We start from the raw sequence: 15,503 nt of genomic DNA, 5'->3' as shown, positions 1-15,503 counted from the left end.
TTCCGGGTTTTGTACAGATTGCAAAGAATATCTACATTTTACTGGATTTTCAGCAATATTTCAATCTATCTGCATATAAAATTTTTGATTAAAATTTACTTAAATGAAATCTATGTGCCTTTTCAAAAGAAAAAGCTTCCGGCACGGCTCCGAATGCGGAGTTGTGCCGGAAGCAGAGCGCGTGGCCCGTTATACTTCCTCAGAAAGCTTTTGTCCCATCAGAACGCCCATCACGGAAGCCATCATCAGTCCGCGCGTCCAGCCGCTTGAATCGCCGAGGCAATGCAGGCCGCGAATGCTCGTCGAAAGATCGGCATCCATTTTGACCTTATTGCTGTAGAATTTTAGTTCCGGAGAATAGAGCAGCGTCTCTGTGCTGGCAAATCCCGGAACCACATGATCCACGGCTTGAATGAAATTGATGATGTTCATCATCGCGCGATACGGCATCGCCGCCGTGATGTCGCCTGCAACTGCATCCGGCAAGGACGGCTTCACGTTGGACATGGAGAGCTCTTTGGCCCAGGTGCGCTTTCCATCCAAAATGTCGCCGTAGCGCTGCACGAGAATATGCCCTGCGCCGAGCATATTGGTCAGCTCTCCGATTTTCTGCGCGTAGGCAATCGGCTGATTGAACGGCTCATTAAAGTTATGGGAACAGAGAATGGCCAGGTTGGTGTTGTTGGATTTAAGCTCCTTGTAGGAGTGGCCGTTGACAACCGCCAGATTGTTGTCGTAGTTTTCCTGGCTGACAAAACCGCCCGGGTTTTGACAAAATGTGCGCACCTTATTTTTAAACGGTTTCGGATATCCGATCAGCTTGGATTCATAGAGGACGTTGTTGACGTCTTCCATGACCTCGTTGCGCACTTCAATGCGGACACCGATATCAACCGTGCCGGGTTTATGTGCGATGTCGTGTTCCTCGCACAGCTTTTCCAGCCAGTCTGCGCCGCGCCGCCCTGTTGCCACGACGACATGGTCGGCAAACACTTCCAGCGCAGTTTTGGCAGGGTTGGAAGGCTCTGCGCAGACGCCCTTACAGACGCCGTCCTCAATGATGAGCGAGGTGCAGTGATAGCCAAAGTACATCTCGACGCCGTGATCACGGAGATACTGCTCAATGCGCAGATAAATCTCCTGTGCTTTTTCGGTGCCGAGATGCCGGATCGGGCAATCGACAAGTTTGAGTCCGGCCTGGATTGCACGTTTCCGAATATCTTTCACCTTTTCTGTATTCCCGATTCCCTCAATATGCTCGTCCGCGCCGAATTCGAGATAGATCCGATCCGTATATTCGATCAGTTCCTGTGCGCGCAGTTCGCCGATCAGAGAGGGAAGATCGCCGCCGACCTCGTAGCTCAGGGAAAGTTTTCCGTCAGAAAACGCGCCTGCACCGGAAAAACCGGTTGTGATGTGGCAATTCGGCTTACAATTGACACAGTGCTTGGTGGTGACCTTGGGGCAGTGCCGTTTTTCGATCGGCTCGCCTTTTTCGATCAGGACAATCTTTTTTTTGCTGCCGTTTCGAATGAGTTCCAGGGCGGTGAAAATTCCGGCCGGGCCGGCTCCGACAATAATCAAATCTGTATGCATGCGAGTTCTCCTTTCCGAGACATAAATGCGTTTTGTGTGTACCGTTTGACAGTTGCTTGGGAACAAGTGGATTTCCGGCTAACCATCATGCCACACTTTGCGAAAAAAGTCAAGCATATGCGCCTGGAAAAACAAGGCGGATTGCAAAACTGCCTTGTTTTGTCTACGGGGATCCATCGGAAAGTGTCCTGTGAACGAAGCGGCAGAAGGGCAAACGAGCCGGTACACGATACATCCAATCAGCGGAAAGTTTCCTTCGCAATCAATTTGATGTAGGCGTGTACCGGCTCTGGCATTCAGAACGGTTTCAGAATGTGCTTTTTTACTCCACAGGCAGTGCGCTGCTCCGGCACAGTGCACTGCCGGAAGATTTTATTTATCGGTTGTACGTTTTCTTTCTGCGCGTTACGGTTGCGCCGATCACAGCGCCGCCGCTGACAACGAGCAGCGCAAACCATAGCATAAGGTTGTTGCTGTCACCGGTCTGCGGCGTTTTCCTGTCATCCGCCAGTTTTTTTATTATGGTGTCTGCTTTGGAAATTTCATCCCTTGCTGCAGCATCGCTGTAATACGTGTTGCAGTCGGCACAGTACCAATATTCGATATTGCCCTCGGCATTTTTGGTCGCGGCTTTTGCCGGGAAATGCTTCAGGCCGGTGTGATGGTCAGGGTTTAATTCGCCGTATTCCGCACCGCAAACCGCACATTTGGGTTTCTTCTTACAGGTCGCTGTGCCGCCGGTGTGTTCGTTTAAAATGGCCACGGCCTTTTCTGCACGGATCGGAAAACCGTCCGCTGTTTCCGCATAGACGGTTACCTTGAAGTCCGTTGCGTCATAGTAGGAGGCTGTTGTAACCGTGCCGCTGTACACACCGTTTGTGAAAGTGGGGGAAATCCCGCTGTCACCGAGATGTAAAAACTCGTAACCGTAGGTCGGATTTTTGCAGCCCTCCGGCAGCGTGAAGGTGAATTCGTAATCCTGTGTGCGGCAGACCTTGTCAGAACCAAGGATTGTGATTTCGGGAATGGCTTTTTTGGCTGTTTCAAAGTCGCAATTGCTGCATGTCTGCCAGCACGCTCCATTTTTGCTCTGCCAAGTAAGCGCGTGGCCCTTTGCGGGGATTGTTCCGTTGCATATCGTGCAGAGCGCCGAATCCGTGCAAGTGGGCTGCGCGGTGCTGCCGGCATGGTCGCACGCCGACCACTTAGCCATCACCATCGTATTTTTATTGACAGATACGGAAAAATCAAATGGTGTTTCACCAATATACCAGTCCTCAAAGAGGTAGCCGGGCTTTGCGGGGTCATCCGGCCTGACAGCAGGTGCATTCAGTACCTGCTGATCCGCAACAGGGGTTCCGCCGTCGGAATCGAAAGATACGGTGAATGCGTCAAAAGACAATGGAGATACACCGCAGTTTTCGATTGCACCGCCGGAAATGACAACGATTGCCTCGTCATGTTTACCGTATACTGCATTGCCAAATCCGCCCGCATCTACAGTGCAGTCCTTAATGGTGCCGCCGGTCATGGCGAAACTGCCGTCTCTGTATATGTTTACCGCACCGCCGCAGAAGGCGGAACAATTCTCGATCGTTCCACCGTTCATCACAAAGGACGCCTTTTGTTTTATAAATACTGCACCAGCGTCATCATCGGCTCTGCAGCCGCTGATGGTGCCGCCATTCATCATAAAGGTGCAGCCCTTTCCGATATCCACCGCACCGCCGTCATCACCGGCTGTGCAATTTTTGATAGCACCGCCGTTCATCACAAATTTGCCGTACGTTTTGACTCCCTCGGAACTCCCGGATGCGATATCCACCGCACCGCCGTCACCGTCAGCATCTGTGCAGTTTATGATGGTGCCGCTTTCTAAGGTCAGGACACCGCCGTAGATACTGAAGCCGCAGTTTTTATTCTGGCCGTCGATTTTACCGCCGGTTCCGCTGTCCTTTATCGTCAGATTTCCGTTATCATGCACGCTGAATATGTCAAACTCCGTTCCACTGCTTGTCAGAGTATACCCATTCAGATCCAGGGTTACGGCGCGTGAGATGATAAAACCGCCGCTAATCTCAATATTTCCGCCCAGTTTGATTTCTGCTCGGGTTTCATCATCGAGTGCTGACTCCAGTTCCGACTCACTTCTGATTTCTGTTTCGCCGCTCATCAGTACCGGGACTGCCTTGGAGTGTGCTTCCGGCATACCTCCCTCCGGCTTCTCCTGGGGGTTCGCTTCTTCCGGCTTGGGCGATTCGCCCTCTGTTTCCGGTTCGGTGTATTTTCCGCAGTTTTCCGCCAAAGCGCCATCTGCGCCGCAGACGGGGCAGTCTGTGTTTCTAGCCTCTGCAGTGCATGCCGTTTCACAACTGCATCCGGGCGCTGCTTCCGTTTCGCCTTCAGCAAAGACCGTGATCGGTGCAAGGCAGAGTACCAGACACAGGGTGAGCAGGATGCTTAAAAATCGCTTTTTCATCTTGTTGCCTCCGTTTCGCCGTCCTTCGACAGCTTGAAATCGAATTTCATTTCCAACATTGCGAAAAGTTTTTGCATAACCGCAGTGGCGATGCTTTTTATATCCAGTGCTGCAACAAAGCAGAGCACCTTTTCTTGTTCTTCTTCCGGTACTTTATATATCCGCATGGCTGCCGTCAGAAAACGGCTGAGTTTGTGGTCAAGCGGGAAATGAATATCGCATTTTCTCGCCATATAGCTGCGCATCAGTCCTGCCGAGCCGACCTCCATTTCGTAAAAATCACTCTCTGAATATTCAGGAAAGTTAGGACTGAAGATTTGCTTTAATTCCGCTGTCGTGTGCAGATAGATATATTCTGCCGTATCCGGCAGGGTATAGGCTTCAATATAGATTTCCCGCAGCTTTTCGTTCAGCTCCGTGAGCGTCAGCTGGATCGCCGTTTCCACTGCATAGGCATAAACCGGCGAGAGACGGTTATCTGCGATGGCTCTTGCCGCGTCAAACTGACTGCCGAACATGGTTTCGACAAGTTCCATTAAAACCGCGTCTTTTGTGGGGAACAAGTTTTGAAAGCTGCCTCTTGTAACCCCTGCTTCCTCTGTGATTTGCGTAATGGTGGTGTCTTTATATCCCTGCTCCAGGAACAGACGAACGCAAACGGTAAGAATTTTTCGTTTGGTTTCGATGCCGTCTTTTCTCATAAACTATGGATCCTTTTACTAACTAATACGCATACCAATTATAAATGAATTCGTACAAAGCGTTAAACGATTTGGGGAGAATTGTCACCGCCTGAATTTTTTAGTTTGCCGCTCCATAAGGCAATGATAGATCAGCCTGATCTCTTTTGTTTAACGCACAGGAAATCTTCACCGAATAAGAATGCTGTACAATGATTTTGATCTGGTTCTGGCGGTAGATGAAGAAAACGATAGGAGCGATACGCTCCCATGGGGGGAAAACAGCGTTTCCACACAAAATTTGACCAAAAAGAAACCATACGATCGCAGTTTTATTTTGAAAAATGATATTTGAAAACCATGGAGTTTGCATAAATAAAAACCGTGAATTTCTTGCAATATTCACAAAAAACAAGGTGCGTCATTTGCGGATTCCCCATTACAGGCGGCGAAAAAAGGAAAAACCTGCACAGTTCTTTCGGACTCTTGAAAATGTAATTCATAAAATACACCATTCCGGAGAACAATATGCACAGTTCTTATACAGAGTTTTTGTTTGACAAATACGGAAATGTTGCGTATAATAATGCCAGAGGTTGGAAATATAGAAATTGAAAATGGAGGGGTACGGTATGGCAATGGGTTCGAATGTAAATGTTACCATGAGTGAGGCCGAGTTGGGCGAGTTTATCAAAGCGCTTGATAACTGCAAAGGACAAGTTTTTCTCGTAACGGATGAGGGCGACCGCATCAACATGAAATCGCAGCTGTGCAGAATGATCGGAATTCATCACATCATCGCAGGCGGAAAGTTCTCTGGCGGCAAGCTTGAGTGCGAAAATCCGGAAGATGCAAGCCTGTTGTTCCGCTTCAACCTGTATGGTTCGGTCGACGAGAACAAATAAGAGCTGAAATGAAACAAAATGTAAGATCCAACCTGAACTGAAGGACCTGTGAGAGGTATTCTTGCAGATCCTTTTGTTTCGGAAGAAAAAGAACCGCTGCATGAATTTGGCAGCGGTTCTTTTTTGACGGATTTCATGTTCTGTATGGCGTTTTTGTGTTGCCAATCGCAAGGTACGGAAAAGACTTTTGGATGCACAATTCAAAAACGTCGTGCCTGCGGAGTCGTGCGTTCCTTAAAAACTGAGAACCAAAAGATAAAGTGGGGCAGAGGAAAAACCGGGCAGGGCGCCAGGACACAGATTGCCGTTCGATGTACCCGCCCACAAAAATGGATGCCCCAATGCGGCTTGTCATGAAAATGGCGGTCCTTTTTGTTAAAGAATCAAAAGCAAAAGCAATTCCGGCAGAATACCGGCGGCGAGCCGAATCCAAAATTTGCGCGATCGTGCCGGCACGTCCGGGTGAACACATCTTGCCTTAGGCGGCGCAGGAAAAACGGCCTTTTTTTGCAGTTCGGTCTCAATTGCCGGAATGGAGACGGGCGCAACCGCTTCGGCAGTTTTCAGCGCAGCGGCCACTTGTTTGAGATCGAGGCGGGTCGCGCAGGAAAAGTCCGTCAGATCCCGCAGAAGACCGTGAAATCGTTCTTCGGGAAGCAAGCGGTTATGCAGTCTGGGGAGCAAGCTTTTGAGCTGACGAAAGACGTCTTTTGTTACGTCGGCTGCAAGCGTACGGCTGCCGGTTTGATCCAGCGCACGCAGATAAACATACGGCGCCTTCGCGGCGTAAAGCGCCTCGAAACAGGCGGTTTCTCCGCATTGTGTGCGGTGCAGCGCAGAAAGCCATTCCATTTTAAAACTTCTCCTTTCAAAGCCGAATCAGCGGCACGTCCGATACCGGGTGCGAATGCCGTTCGATCGGATGCCGTTTTCAGTATAACGGAATGTCCGCGAAAAACACCGCGAAAAAAGGCAAAAAGCAGCCGGACACGATTGCATCCGGCTGCTTTTGAGAGAATGTTTCGGTTATGGAGTGATTTTGTGAGAAAGATTAGACAGAAACATAAACGTACTCGGAGGAGTCCATCAGCATCAGATATTTGACACCGTCCACGCGGAAATAGAAGCCAAGGATGGTGTAAGCATCATACCATGTGGCGCCTCCTACGATGTCAAAGGTAAGCGTTACGGTTTGGCCCGGCTTGATGTCCACATAGGATTTACCGGCGGAGAGCTTGAGAGAACGATCGAATTCGTCTGTTTCAGAATCATACAAAGCTGCGCCTTTGGAATAAACCCGCATCGTGCGTTTGGAGGAATTTTTAAAGCCTACCGAAACTTTTGTTGCGCGGGATACTGTATCCGAAGACAGATAGTGGCTGCCTTGCGGCACGTACGGGCGACGGCAGGTAACGGTTGCAGAGTTGTGTGCGCTCGTGATATATTTGCCGTCAACTTTGCGGTAAGCGCGCACCGTATACTCATAAGTGATATTTTCTGTGAGATCGAAATCATTGTAGACACAGTTGTTGACGCCGCGGACAACGCCGATTTTCTGCCATTTTCCATTTGATTCGGAAGAACGGCGATAGACGTCGTATCCCTTTGCGCTGGAAACCTTGCTCCATTTAACCTCAATTACCGAATAGTTGATGTTTTCTTCACTAGTGAATGCCGTGCTGAATGTCGCGCTCTTCAGCTTCGGCTTGGGGAGACTTGCTTTTCCGGAAATGCCGGTTTTGTCATAAGGACCGTATACTGCTTTTTTGCTGACGGTGCGATACGCTTTTACCGTATAGAAATAGGTTGTTCCGGTTTTCGGAACCGTATCGGTATAGGAAGCAGTCGACTGTCCGGTGACCTTCTTCACTTTGCTCCAGGAGCCGCCTTCGGTTTTCCGGTAAATCAGATACCCTTCCGCGCCTGCGACAGGGTTCCAGGTAACCTTGAGCTTGTTGTAGTCGACGGAAGAAACTTTTTTCAGGGATGGAGTCGAAAGATTTGCCGTGGCGGTCTTTCCCTTGGAATCATAACCGCCGGTGACGGTCTTTCCGGCGACCTTGCCGTATGCCCGAACCGTATAGCTGCAGGCGGTTCCGGTCGGTGCTTTGGAGTCGGTATAGGTGACCGTGGACTTTCCGCTTACGGTTGCATATTTTGCCCAGGATTTTCCGGGCAGTTTGCGGTAGATATCATAGCCTTTTGCACCGGCAACTTCGCTCCAGGTGATTTTGATTTTGTTGTAGGCAGTTGCCTTGGCAGATTTGAGCACCGGCGTGCTGAGATAGACGCGGCCTTTGACGCCGGTTTTATCATAAGCGCTCAGAATGTTTTGCTTGCTGACGGTCCGATAGGCGCGAACCGTGTAATAGTAGGTGGATCCGTAGGTGACTTTCGTGTCAACATACCGTAGCGTGGAGGCGTTGACCGAGGCATACTTCTTCCATTTTCCGTTTCCGGTATGACGATAGATGTAATATCCGCTGGCGCCGTCAACTGCGGCCCAGGAGACTGTGAGTTTAGAATAGGACGGAGAGATCTTGACTTTCGGCGTAGAGAGCATCGGCTTTACGGAAACGCCGGCCGTATTGTAGGGCGAATAGACTTCTTTGTTATCCGCTGTATTCCGGTAGGCTTTTACGGTGTAGTAGTAAGTCGAGCCGGGAACCACATTTTTGCTGTCCGTGCAGGTGGTTGTCGCTGCGCTGGCGAGCTTTGCGATCCGGCTCCACTTGCCGTTGGCCGACGTCTTGCGGTAGACGAGATACCCGTCTGCGCCCTCGATGGCATTCCAGTTGATCCGGACTTTTATATGCCTCTGCTTTGACTTTTACAGTCGGAGCATTCAGGAGGATGGCTGCTGTGACCGGTGCGCTCTGTGCGCTTTCCGTCTCATTTCGAACCGCAGTGATCGTATAGGTGTAGGCGGTTCCGTAAACGACGGCGGGGTCGGTATAGGCGCCGGGTTCCCCGCTTTCCAAGGTCGCAATCAGGGCAGGCGCAGCGTCGCCGTCCTGGCGGTAAATCCGATAGCCGGTTGCATCCGCGATCGGATTCCAGGAAAGACGGATTTCTTTGAAATCTTCGATTTGTGCAGACAACACGGGAACGCCAAGCGTCAAAGCCGGAATGCTGACGCGGCTTTCTTCCGAAACGGCGTCGCAGACCGCGCAGTGAATGGATTTGGAACCGTCCGCCTCATAGGAGGGTTCCAGGTCGATGGTGTAATCCGCATTCCAGAAGTGCAGCGGCTCCGTATAGACCATGTTGCAGGTGGTACAGGTCGTTTGCTGAATGCCGTCGGCTTCGCTGGTAGGTTCCTGCAGCGTTTCCCAATTCCCCGGCGTGTGTACGTGTTCGTCGCTGGTGGCAAACACCTCCAGCCCAATCCCGGACATCAGCAAGAGTATGAGCAGGACCGATACAAAGCGTTTCATAATTCTCCTCCTTGATCAAAAATTGGCAAGAAAATTTTGCCATGTTAATTACCCTCAGTATACAGCAGAAATTGCAAAAAAGCAACAAAATAATAAATTTTAAATAGATTATTTTCGAAAAATAAATTTAATTTTGGAAATTTTACGAAATGCTTCCTGTACAGAACCGACTTGCACTGTGAAAACCGACATATCGAGCGGAACATTGCGGGTGGCTGAAAAATAGAAAAACGCCCCATTCCTTAGTACAAGTATTTTACCATACTTGTCTAACAAATGGGGGCTGTTCAGCTGCATGCGGAAGGGCGTTTTCGATGAATTTCGGCTGTTTAGGCGCGGCGGATACAGGAGGCACAATCGTGCAGAACTCCCGAATACATTCGAAAGACAAGCCTCGGCTGCGCGGGCAGCATCAGGTCTTTTTTTCAAACTGCTGGTGGCATCGCTGGCAGGTGACGCGAATTTTTCCTCTTCCGCGTGGCGCGCGCAGACGCAGGCCGCAATGCGGACAGCGGAAGTACCGGTAATTGCGGTTGCGCAAAACCTCCCTGCGAAACCGAACCCAGTCGACAATGGGATTCCAAACCCGCAGAAAGACAGCATTTTCTTTTCGGCGTGCATCAAGTTTTCGCGAAAGCATCCGATAGAGCGCGAACCCGTAGGGAAGATAGGCCAAAAAGGACCACGGAATCCAGCCGGCCAGCGAACAGACCAGAGAAATGATCATTCCAAGTACAAGCAGAGCGATGCTCAGCGGATCGGCACCGTATCGGCCGATCATAAAGGTTTGCAGCCGGTAGGCCATTCGTTGCAGAAAACGCATAGACAAGGACACCTCTTTGATTTTCTTTCTTGCATTATAGCGCAGAAAAACAGGGGAATTCAATCGGGTTTTCTGAAATTTATAATATGTTTACAACTGAGGAAATTTTGGTATATCTTGCGTAGGATCTGGCATAGTATCGTACAGGCAGAGAAATCCCGGATGGAAAATAATCAGATTTTAAGATTTGGGATATTGTCAGGCTGAAAAATTCATGATACGATAAATGTAACTGCTGTATGAAATTTCGAATTTCGAAAATGATTTTAAAATAATTTTATAGAAATAAGGTGAAGCTGGATGGATCCAAAAATCCTGCGGGCGCTCTCGTATGGAATGTATGCAATCGGCGTAAAGGGGAAAGGCGGCCCTTCCGCCTGTATCGCCAATACCGTGGTACAGGTAGCCGGAACCACACCGCCGGTGATTGCAGTCAGCATCCATCACGACAATTACAGCAATGCCTGTATTCGGGAAGCTGGAATTTTTACGGTTTCGATCCTTTCGGAAGATACTTCCGGCACGGTGATCGGTGCGCTCGGTCTGAATTCCGGACGCAGCATTCAAAAACTAAAAAATATCCGGCACCGCGTTTTGCGGGAAGGCGTTCCGATTATAAAGGAAAGCGCCTGCTGCTGGATGCTTTGCAAGGTGATCGGACAGGTGGAGACCGCCACGCACACCGTTTTTCTCGCAGAAGTTACGGCGGGAAGCGAGGCCATGACCGGTACGCCGATGACGTATGCGTATTATCGTTCGGTAATCAAGGGCGTTGTGCCGCAGAATGCACCGTCCTATGAGGAGCCTGATTTCTTAACGGATCCGGAGACGGAAAAATATATCTGTACGATCTGCACCTATGTGTATCAGAATCCGGATGTGCTGTTTGAGGATCTTCCGGAAGATTGGGTGTGCCCGATTTGCGGGGCGCAGAAATCGATGTTTAAACGGAGGTAGTTTTGCGCGGCTTCGGCACGGGTGTCGATTTTTGCAGAATTTTGAAATATTTTTGAATTTGCTATTTACGAATTGCAAAGTTTGTGTTACACTAATGGACGGTAAATCTTTAAGAGGCAGCACAGAGAGGCTGGCAAGATTTCAGAAAAGTGTGATACACCCCTGCTTTTTTTAGAGGAGGATTCTGTCAACCTGCCGCTTCGCGGCAGGTTTTTTTGCGTCAAAAAGAAGGTGCGGCATGGAGTATAAGGCAAAGCTGATGGACGCCTCGGCGGTGCATCGTTCGCTGATTCGAATTTCTCATGAAATCATTGAGAAAAACCGGGGATGCGAAAATCTCGCGCTGATCGGCATTCGCAGACGCGGCGTTCCGCTCGCCAAAACGATTGCGGAAAACATTTTGCAGATCGAAAAGGCGGATCTTCCGGTCGGTGCGCTGGATATTACCTTCTATCGCGACGATCTTTCCACGATCGCGGAAGCACCGAAGGTGAAAGGGACGGAGATCGGATTTGACGTGACCGGGATGAAGATCGTCCTGGTGGATGACGTCCTTTACACCGGGCGCACAGTTCGGGCGGCGATCGACGCGCTGTTTTCGGTCGGGCGGCCTGCCTGCGTTGAGCTGGCGGTTTTGGTGGACAGAGGACACCGGGAACTGCCCATTCGGGCGGACTTCGTCGGAAAAAATATTCCAACCTCTTCTTCGGAACTTGTTGTGGTCAGTTTGCCGCCGTTTGAGGAAGAAACCGGCGTAGAACTGTACCGGCTTATCTAACGGCTAAAGTGGCCGGAATTATCAGCGGATTCTCTATATCGGTTTCCGGTATAGAAACAATATCAAAATTCAGGAGGACAACAACATGCGGAAAGAAAAAATTCAAATCGGCGCGGAAGGCATCCGCGACGCCCGGCAGCTTGGTGTGCCGAGAATGATCGTGCTGGGATTACAGCATATGTTTGCGATGTTTGGCGCAACCGTTCTGGTTCCGGCGCTGACCGGCCTCTCTGTTTCGGCGACGCTCCTCTTTGCCGGACTGGGAACGCTGCTCTTCCATCTGCTCGCAAAAGGAAAAGTTCCGGCATTTCTGGGTTCTTCGTTCGCGTTTATTGCCGGATATGCGGCAATCGCACCGAATAAGGAAAAAGAACTGCTTCCGTATGCTTGTGCCGGTGTTGCCTGCGCCGGACTGCTGTATCTCATCCTGGCCGCTTTGATGCGCGGGTTTGGCGTCAAGCGCGTGATGCGGTTCTTCCCGCCGATCGTTACCGGCCCGGTTATCATTGCGATTGGAATCACGCTTTCCGCTTCTGCAATCAATAACTGCGCTGCCAACTGGTGGATTGCACTGATCGCGATTGCCGTTGTGATCGTCTGCAATATCTGGGGAAAAGGCATGATCAAGATTATCCCGATTATTCTCGGTGTGCTTTCCTCCTATGTGGTTGCCGCGATTGCCGGACAGGTCGACTTCACAAAAGTGCGTGACGCTGCTTGGATCGGCATGCCCTTCCAGTGGAGCGACACGGTATTTTCGCTTGCCGGAAACTGCGACGCCTCTCTCCTGATTGCTTCGATCATCACGATTGTTCCGATTGCACTTGCGACGATGGTGGAACATATCGGCGATATCTGCGCGATCAGCTCTACGGTCGAGGAAAACTACATTGAAGATCCCGGTCTGCACCGCACGCTGCTTGGAGACGGTCTTGCAACCACGCTGGCGTCTCTGTTCGGCGCACCGGCTAATACGACCTACGGTGAGAACACCGGCGTTCTCGCGCTTACCAAAGTTTTCGATCCGCGCGTCATCCGCATTGCCGCTTATTTTGCAATCCTGTTCTCCTTCTCTCCGAAATTCGCAGCTCTGGTCAGCTCGATGCCCACAGCAACCATCGGCGGTGTCTCGATGGTGCTTTATGGAATGATCTCTGCGGTCGGCGTCCGAAACGTTGTGGAAAACAAGGTGGACTTCTCGAAGAGCCGCAACGTCATCATCGCCGCAATGATTCTGGTGCTTGCAATCGGCATTAACTTCAGCACAGCCGGTGCGGTTTCCTTCCAGATTGCGGACATCACGATCAATCTTTCCGGTCTTGCAGTTGCCGCAATTGTCGGGATCCTGCTCAATGCGATTCTCCCCGGAAAAGACTATGAGTTCGGAAAAGATCATGAAGGCGATACTTCCGTGAATTTTAAGGTTTAAGTCCGGATTCTCTCGAAAGAACGAACTTCCGAAAAAAGCAAACCTGACAGGTGCTTTGGCGCCTGTCAGGTTTTTTGTATGTGCGAAAATGTACCGGGGTTTAAGTATGCAGGCGTTTTGGGCGCGTGCGATTTTGCAAGAAATTTGGCCGCATAAGCCGAATGAATTATATTAAGAACATCACAGAATTTGTTTTTGTGATTGTAAAAAAGCTGAAAGCGCCCGAGGGTCTGACGGCGTCAGCGCCTCGGGCATAGTTTGTTCTGCCCTTCAGTTGTTCAGAAACGGACCTGTTCCCGCACAGACGGCAAGTTCCCTAGATTGTTGTTTTCCTGTCCATCCGGCAAAGAACGGAGATATTCATTGCCGTTTCTGGCAGCGACTGCGACACCGGCGATTCCGCCTTCCTTTGCAAGCTGAACGCCCTGTTCTTTTGTGACGGTTTCTCCGTTTGACAGTTTATATCCTTCTACGCGTCCGCCGTGTTTGACCAGTTCTGTGATCCGTTTGGCATCCGGGCGTGGAGTCGGGTTTAGGACATTGATATTTGCGGGGAGATTTCCAATTCTTCCGCCTTGTTCTTCCATGATTTCGCATCCTTTCTGTTGATTGGCCTTTTGAGAGACTGATATGATTATTTTGCCGGTTCTACAGGTAAATATTACAGCCTGATGCAGAAAAGACGAATTTTGCTGTGCAGGTGAATCCGCACGGAAAAGCAAAAACACGCAAAACGAAAATAAGAACACGGATTCGGCCTGTGATGTTCTAATTGAAAAGGGCGATTTTTATGCCAAAGGAAGTGCCAAACAAACGCGATATATGTCGAATGCAAGAAGCAGGTGATAAAGACGATGCAGCCAAGAGCGGCGCAGCAATTTCGAAACCTGCCGCAGATTTGATGGAAACAACAAAGACCCAAAGCCAGAGGCGTGAATCGATCCGGAGGAAAGGCCGGAGTGCTTTACGCAGCCTAAAATGCGCGCCGATCTCGCGGCCTGATTCTCCGGCGGCCTTTCGCCGAAAACCTTCTTTGCCGGGAATTTTTTATATTGTCTGGATAGAACAGCACCTCCTGCTGTAGTTTCTGTGCTACAACAGGAGGTGCTGTTTGCGGTTCGTTTTATGGGAAGTAAGCCGGTGAGATTGCCTGTGCCAGAGGGTGTTTTGATGTTTTTTGAGGAGAAAATACGCTGTGAAAAGTGGACGCGGTTACGCCTCGGAAGACGCCTGCAATTCTTCTGGCGTAAAAACATATTTCGCGCCGCAGAACTGGCAGCAGGCTTCAATGGGTTTTCCATCCGCGCGGAGTTTTTCGAGATCATTTTTCTCGAGGCCGAGCAGTGCCCGGTGATACCGTTCACGAGAGCACGTGCAGCGGTATTCAATTTGTGCCGGGTCGAATAGATCAAAGGGGATTCCGTCAAAAACCAGCGCGATGATTTCTTCTGCGGTTTTTTCTTCGGCGATCAGCGCGGAGACGGAGTCGATTTTGGAAATGTTGGCTTCAAGTTTTGGAATGACAGCTTCGTCTGCAAAGGGAAGCAGCTGCAGCAAAAAGCCGCCCGCCGCTTTGCAGGAGCCGTCCCGGTTGACCCGGACGCCCAAGGCACAGACAGAAGGAGTTTGTTCACTTTTTGCAAAGTATTCCGTGATGTCTTCGGCGATTTCCCCGGTCACAAGCGGAGACTGGCCGATATAAGGCGTTGCAAGCCCCAGGTCTTTTGAGACATAGAGAATGCCCTTTCCGACTGCGCCGCCGACATCAATTTTTCCCTTATCATTCGGCGGAAGTTCGAGCTGCGGATGGTCGACGTATCCTCGGACATTTCCGTGGGAATCGCTGACGCAGACAATACTTCCAAGCGGGCCGTCCCCTTTCACCTGTACGGTGACGGTACTTTTTTCGTCATTGAGCAGGTATCCCATGATGGAGGTGGCGGTCAGGGTACGCCCGAGCGCGGCAGTCGCGGTGCGCGAAAGCGTGTGGAGATCAGCGGCGCGCTGAACGATCGCGGTGGTATCGGCAAAAATAAGACGTGCGCTGCCGTCTTGGGACATTGCAGAGCGCAAATAAGAATGCAGCATTGGATCACCCTTTTGCAAGTTTCGTTTTAGATTTGATGGAGTATTATAAAGAAAGCTATTTTTATTGTAACCGGATTTTCCGGGACTGTCAAATTGGAACGAAAAAAGAGGAAAGAAAGGATACGTGAAAATTATTCTCACAAAAAATTGAAAAGAACGAAAATTGAAAACGCAAACAATTCTGCGAACATTTGAATTATTTAGATAAAATGTCGTTAAGCATAAAAAACAGTACAAAAAATAAATCTTTTTTCTTGACAAAAAGGTATTTTGATGATAATATAAAACACAAGGAAAGAAAAAACAATTTCGAATCATAAAAATTTTTTCA

Annotated in this window: 14 protein-coding genes; 5 read left to right on the top strand and 9 right to left on the bottom strand. The window is 49.9% G+C overall.

The window, feature by feature from the left end:
* Positions 1-189: 189 nt before the first annotated feature.
* The 3 genes from IAG03_RS00550 to IAG03_RS00540 all read right to left on the bottom strand — a co-directional run bounded on the left by IAG03_RS00550 (position 190) and on the right by IAG03_RS00540 (position 4,776).
* Positions 190-1,596: an NAD(P)/FAD-dependent oxidoreductase gene (locus IAG03_RS00550; protein WP_249317713.1), complete on the bottom strand. Its 1,407-nt coding sequence runs from the start codon at positions 1,594-1,596 to the stop codon at positions 190-192.
* Positions 1,597-1,972: 376 nt separating this feature from the next.
* Positions 1,973-4,075, bottom strand: a complete 2,103-nt coding sequence (locus IAG03_RS00545) for an InlB B-repeat-containing protein (RefSeq protein WP_249317712.1) — start codon at positions 4,073-4,075, stop codon at positions 1,973-1,975.
* Positions 4,072-4,776 (bottom strand): TetR/AcrR family transcriptional regulator, encoded by a 705-nt coding sequence (locus tag IAG03_RS00540; protein ID WP_249317711.1) that lies wholly within the window; start codon positions 4,774-4,776, stop codon positions 4,072-4,074. Before IAG03_RS00540 ends, IAG03_RS00545 begins: the two co-directional genes overlap by 4 nt.
* 611 nt (positions 4,777-5,387) lie before the next feature.
* Here IAG03_RS00540 and IAG03_RS00535 point away from each other — a divergent pair.
* Positions 5,388-5,660, top strand: a complete 273-nt coding sequence (locus IAG03_RS00535; RefSeq protein WP_249317710.1) for a hypothetical protein — start codon at positions 5,388-5,390, stop codon at positions 5,658-5,660.
* A gap of 375 nt (positions 5,661-6,035) precedes the next feature.
* Here the strand turns inward: IAG03_RS00535 and IAG03_RS00530 are convergent, their stop codons facing one another.
* The 4 genes from IAG03_RS00530 to IAG03_RS00515 form a co-directional block, all read right to left on the bottom strand.
* Positions 6,036-6,512, bottom strand: coding sequence for a hypothetical protein (locus IAG03_RS00530; RefSeq protein ID WP_249317708.1), 477 nt, complete (start codon positions 6,510-6,512; stop codon positions 6,036-6,038).
* Positions 6,513-6,711: 199 nt separating this feature from the next.
* Positions 6,712-8,331, bottom strand: a complete 1,620-nt coding sequence (locus IAG03_RS00525; RefSeq protein ID WP_249317707.1) for a fibronectin type III domain-containing protein — start codon at positions 8,329-8,331, stop codon at positions 6,712-6,714.
* Positions 8,273-9,097, bottom strand: coding sequence for a fibronectin type III domain-containing protein (locus IAG03_RS00520; protein ID WP_249317705.1), 825 nt, complete (start codon positions 9,095-9,097; stop codon positions 8,273-8,275). Before IAG03_RS00520 ends, IAG03_RS00525 begins: the two co-directional genes overlap by 59 nt.
* A 412-nt stretch (positions 9,098-9,509) precedes the next feature.
* Complete coding sequence (locus tag IAG03_RS00515; RefSeq protein ID WP_249317704.1) at positions 9,510-9,920, bottom strand: hypothetical protein; 411 nt, start codon at positions 9,918-9,920, stop codon at positions 9,510-9,512.
* 300 nt (positions 9,921-10,220) lie between these two features.
* Here IAG03_RS00515 and IAG03_RS00510 point away from each other — a divergent pair, with 300 nt between their 5' ends.
* From IAG03_RS00510 to IAG03_RS00500, 3 genes are all read left to right on the top strand, one after another.
* On the top strand, positions 10,221-10,877 hold the full coding sequence (locus IAG03_RS00510) for a flavin reductase (RefSeq protein ID WP_249317703.1): 657 nt from the start codon (positions 10,221-10,223) through the stop codon (positions 10,875-10,877).
* Positions 10,878-11,115: 238 nt separating this feature from the next.
* Entirely contained in the window at positions 11,116-11,655 is a 540-nt protein-coding gene (pyrR, locus tag IAG03_RS00505; protein WP_249317701.1) for a bifunctional pyr operon transcriptional regulator/uracil phosphoribosyltransferase PyrR, read from the top strand.
* Positions 11,656-11,740: 85 nt separating this feature from the next.
* Positions 11,741-13,084 (top strand): uracil-xanthine permease family protein, encoded by a 1,344-nt coding sequence (locus IAG03_RS00500; protein WP_249317700.1) that lies wholly within the window; start codon positions 11,741-11,743, stop codon positions 13,082-13,084.
* Between the two features lie 278 nt (positions 13,085-13,362).
* On the opposite strand, the gene IAG03_RS00495 is transcribed toward IAG03_RS00500, so the two are convergent.
* Positions 13,363-13,671, bottom strand: a complete 309-nt coding sequence (locus IAG03_RS00495; RefSeq protein WP_249317698.1) for a DUF3892 domain-containing protein — start codon at positions 13,669-13,671, stop codon at positions 13,363-13,365.
* 203 nt (positions 13,672-13,874) lie between these two features.
* Here IAG03_RS00495 and IAG03_RS00490 point away from each other — a divergent pair, with 203 nt between their 5' ends.
* The gene (locus IAG03_RS00490) at positions 13,875-14,168 is read left to right on the top strand and encodes a hypothetical protein (protein ID WP_249317696.1); all 294 of its coding nucleotides are present in this window, start codon (positions 13,875-13,877) and stop codon (positions 14,166-14,168) included.
* Between the two features lie 128 nt (positions 14,169-14,296).
* On the opposite strand, the gene hslO is transcribed toward IAG03_RS00490, so the two are convergent.
* Positions 14,297-15,172 carry an Hsp33 family molecular chaperone HslO gene (gene hslO, locus IAG03_RS00485; protein ID WP_249317695.1) on the bottom strand — a complete coding sequence of 292 codons (876 nt, stop codon included), beginning with the start codon at positions 15,170-15,172 and terminating at the stop codon, positions 14,297-14,299.
* Positions 15,173-15,503 lie beyond the last annotated feature (331 nt).

It is taken from the genome of Yeguia hominis (assembly GCF_014384705.1).
Taxonomy (GTDB): domain Bacteria; phylum Bacillota; class Clostridia; order Oscillospirales; family Acutalibacteraceae; genus Yeguia; species Yeguia hominis.
This window is presented reverse-complemented; position numbering and strand designations above follow the sequence as displayed.

Coding starts and splice junctions, on each gene's coding strand:
- hslO (WP_249317695.1), bottom strand. CDS start 15,172: ATGCTGCATTCTTATTTGCGCTCTGCAATGTCCCAAGACGGCAGCGCA.
- IAG03_RS00495 (WP_249317698.1), bottom strand. CDS start 13,671: ATGGAAGAACAAGGCGGAAGAATTGGAAATCTCCCCGCAAATATCAAT.
- IAG03_RS00520 (WP_249317705.1), bottom strand. CDS start 9,097: ATGAAACGCTTTGTATCGGTCCTGCTCATACTCTTGCTGATGTCCGGG.
- IAG03_RS00490 (WP_249317696.1), top strand. CDS start 13,875: ATGCCAAAGGAAGTGCCAAACAAACGCGATATATGTCGAATGCAAGAA.
- IAG03_RS00550 (WP_249317713.1), bottom strand. CDS start 1,596: ATGCATACAGATTTGATTATTGTCGGAGCCGGCCCGGCCGGAATTTTC.
- IAG03_RS00500 (WP_249317700.1), top strand. CDS start 11,741: ATGCGGAAAGAAAAAATTCAAATCGGCGCGGAAGGCATCCGCGACGCC.
- IAG03_RS00535 (WP_249317710.1), top strand. CDS start 5,388: ATGGCAATGGGTTCGAATGTAAATGTTACCATGAGTGAGGCCGAGTTG.
- IAG03_RS00530 (WP_249317708.1), bottom strand. CDS start 6,512: ATGGAATGGCTTTCTGCGCTGCACCGCACACAATGCGGAGAAACCGCC.
- IAG03_RS00545 (WP_249317712.1), bottom strand. CDS start 4,075: ATGAAAAAGCGATTTTTAAGCATCCTGCTCACCCTGTGTCTGGTACTC.
- IAG03_RS00510 (WP_249317703.1), top strand. CDS start 10,221: ATGGATCCAAAAATCCTGCGGGCGCTCTCGTATGGAATGTATGCAATC.
- pyrR (WP_249317701.1), top strand. CDS start 11,116: ATGGAGTATAAGGCAAAGCTGATGGACGCCTCGGCGGTGCATCGTTCG.
- IAG03_RS00540 (WP_249317711.1), bottom strand. CDS start 4,776: ATGAGAAAAGACGGCATCGAAACCAAACGAAAAATTCTTACCGTTTGC.
- IAG03_RS00515 (WP_249317704.1), bottom strand. CDS start 9,920: ATGCGTTTTCTGCAACGAATGGCCTACCGGCTGCAAACCTTTATGATC.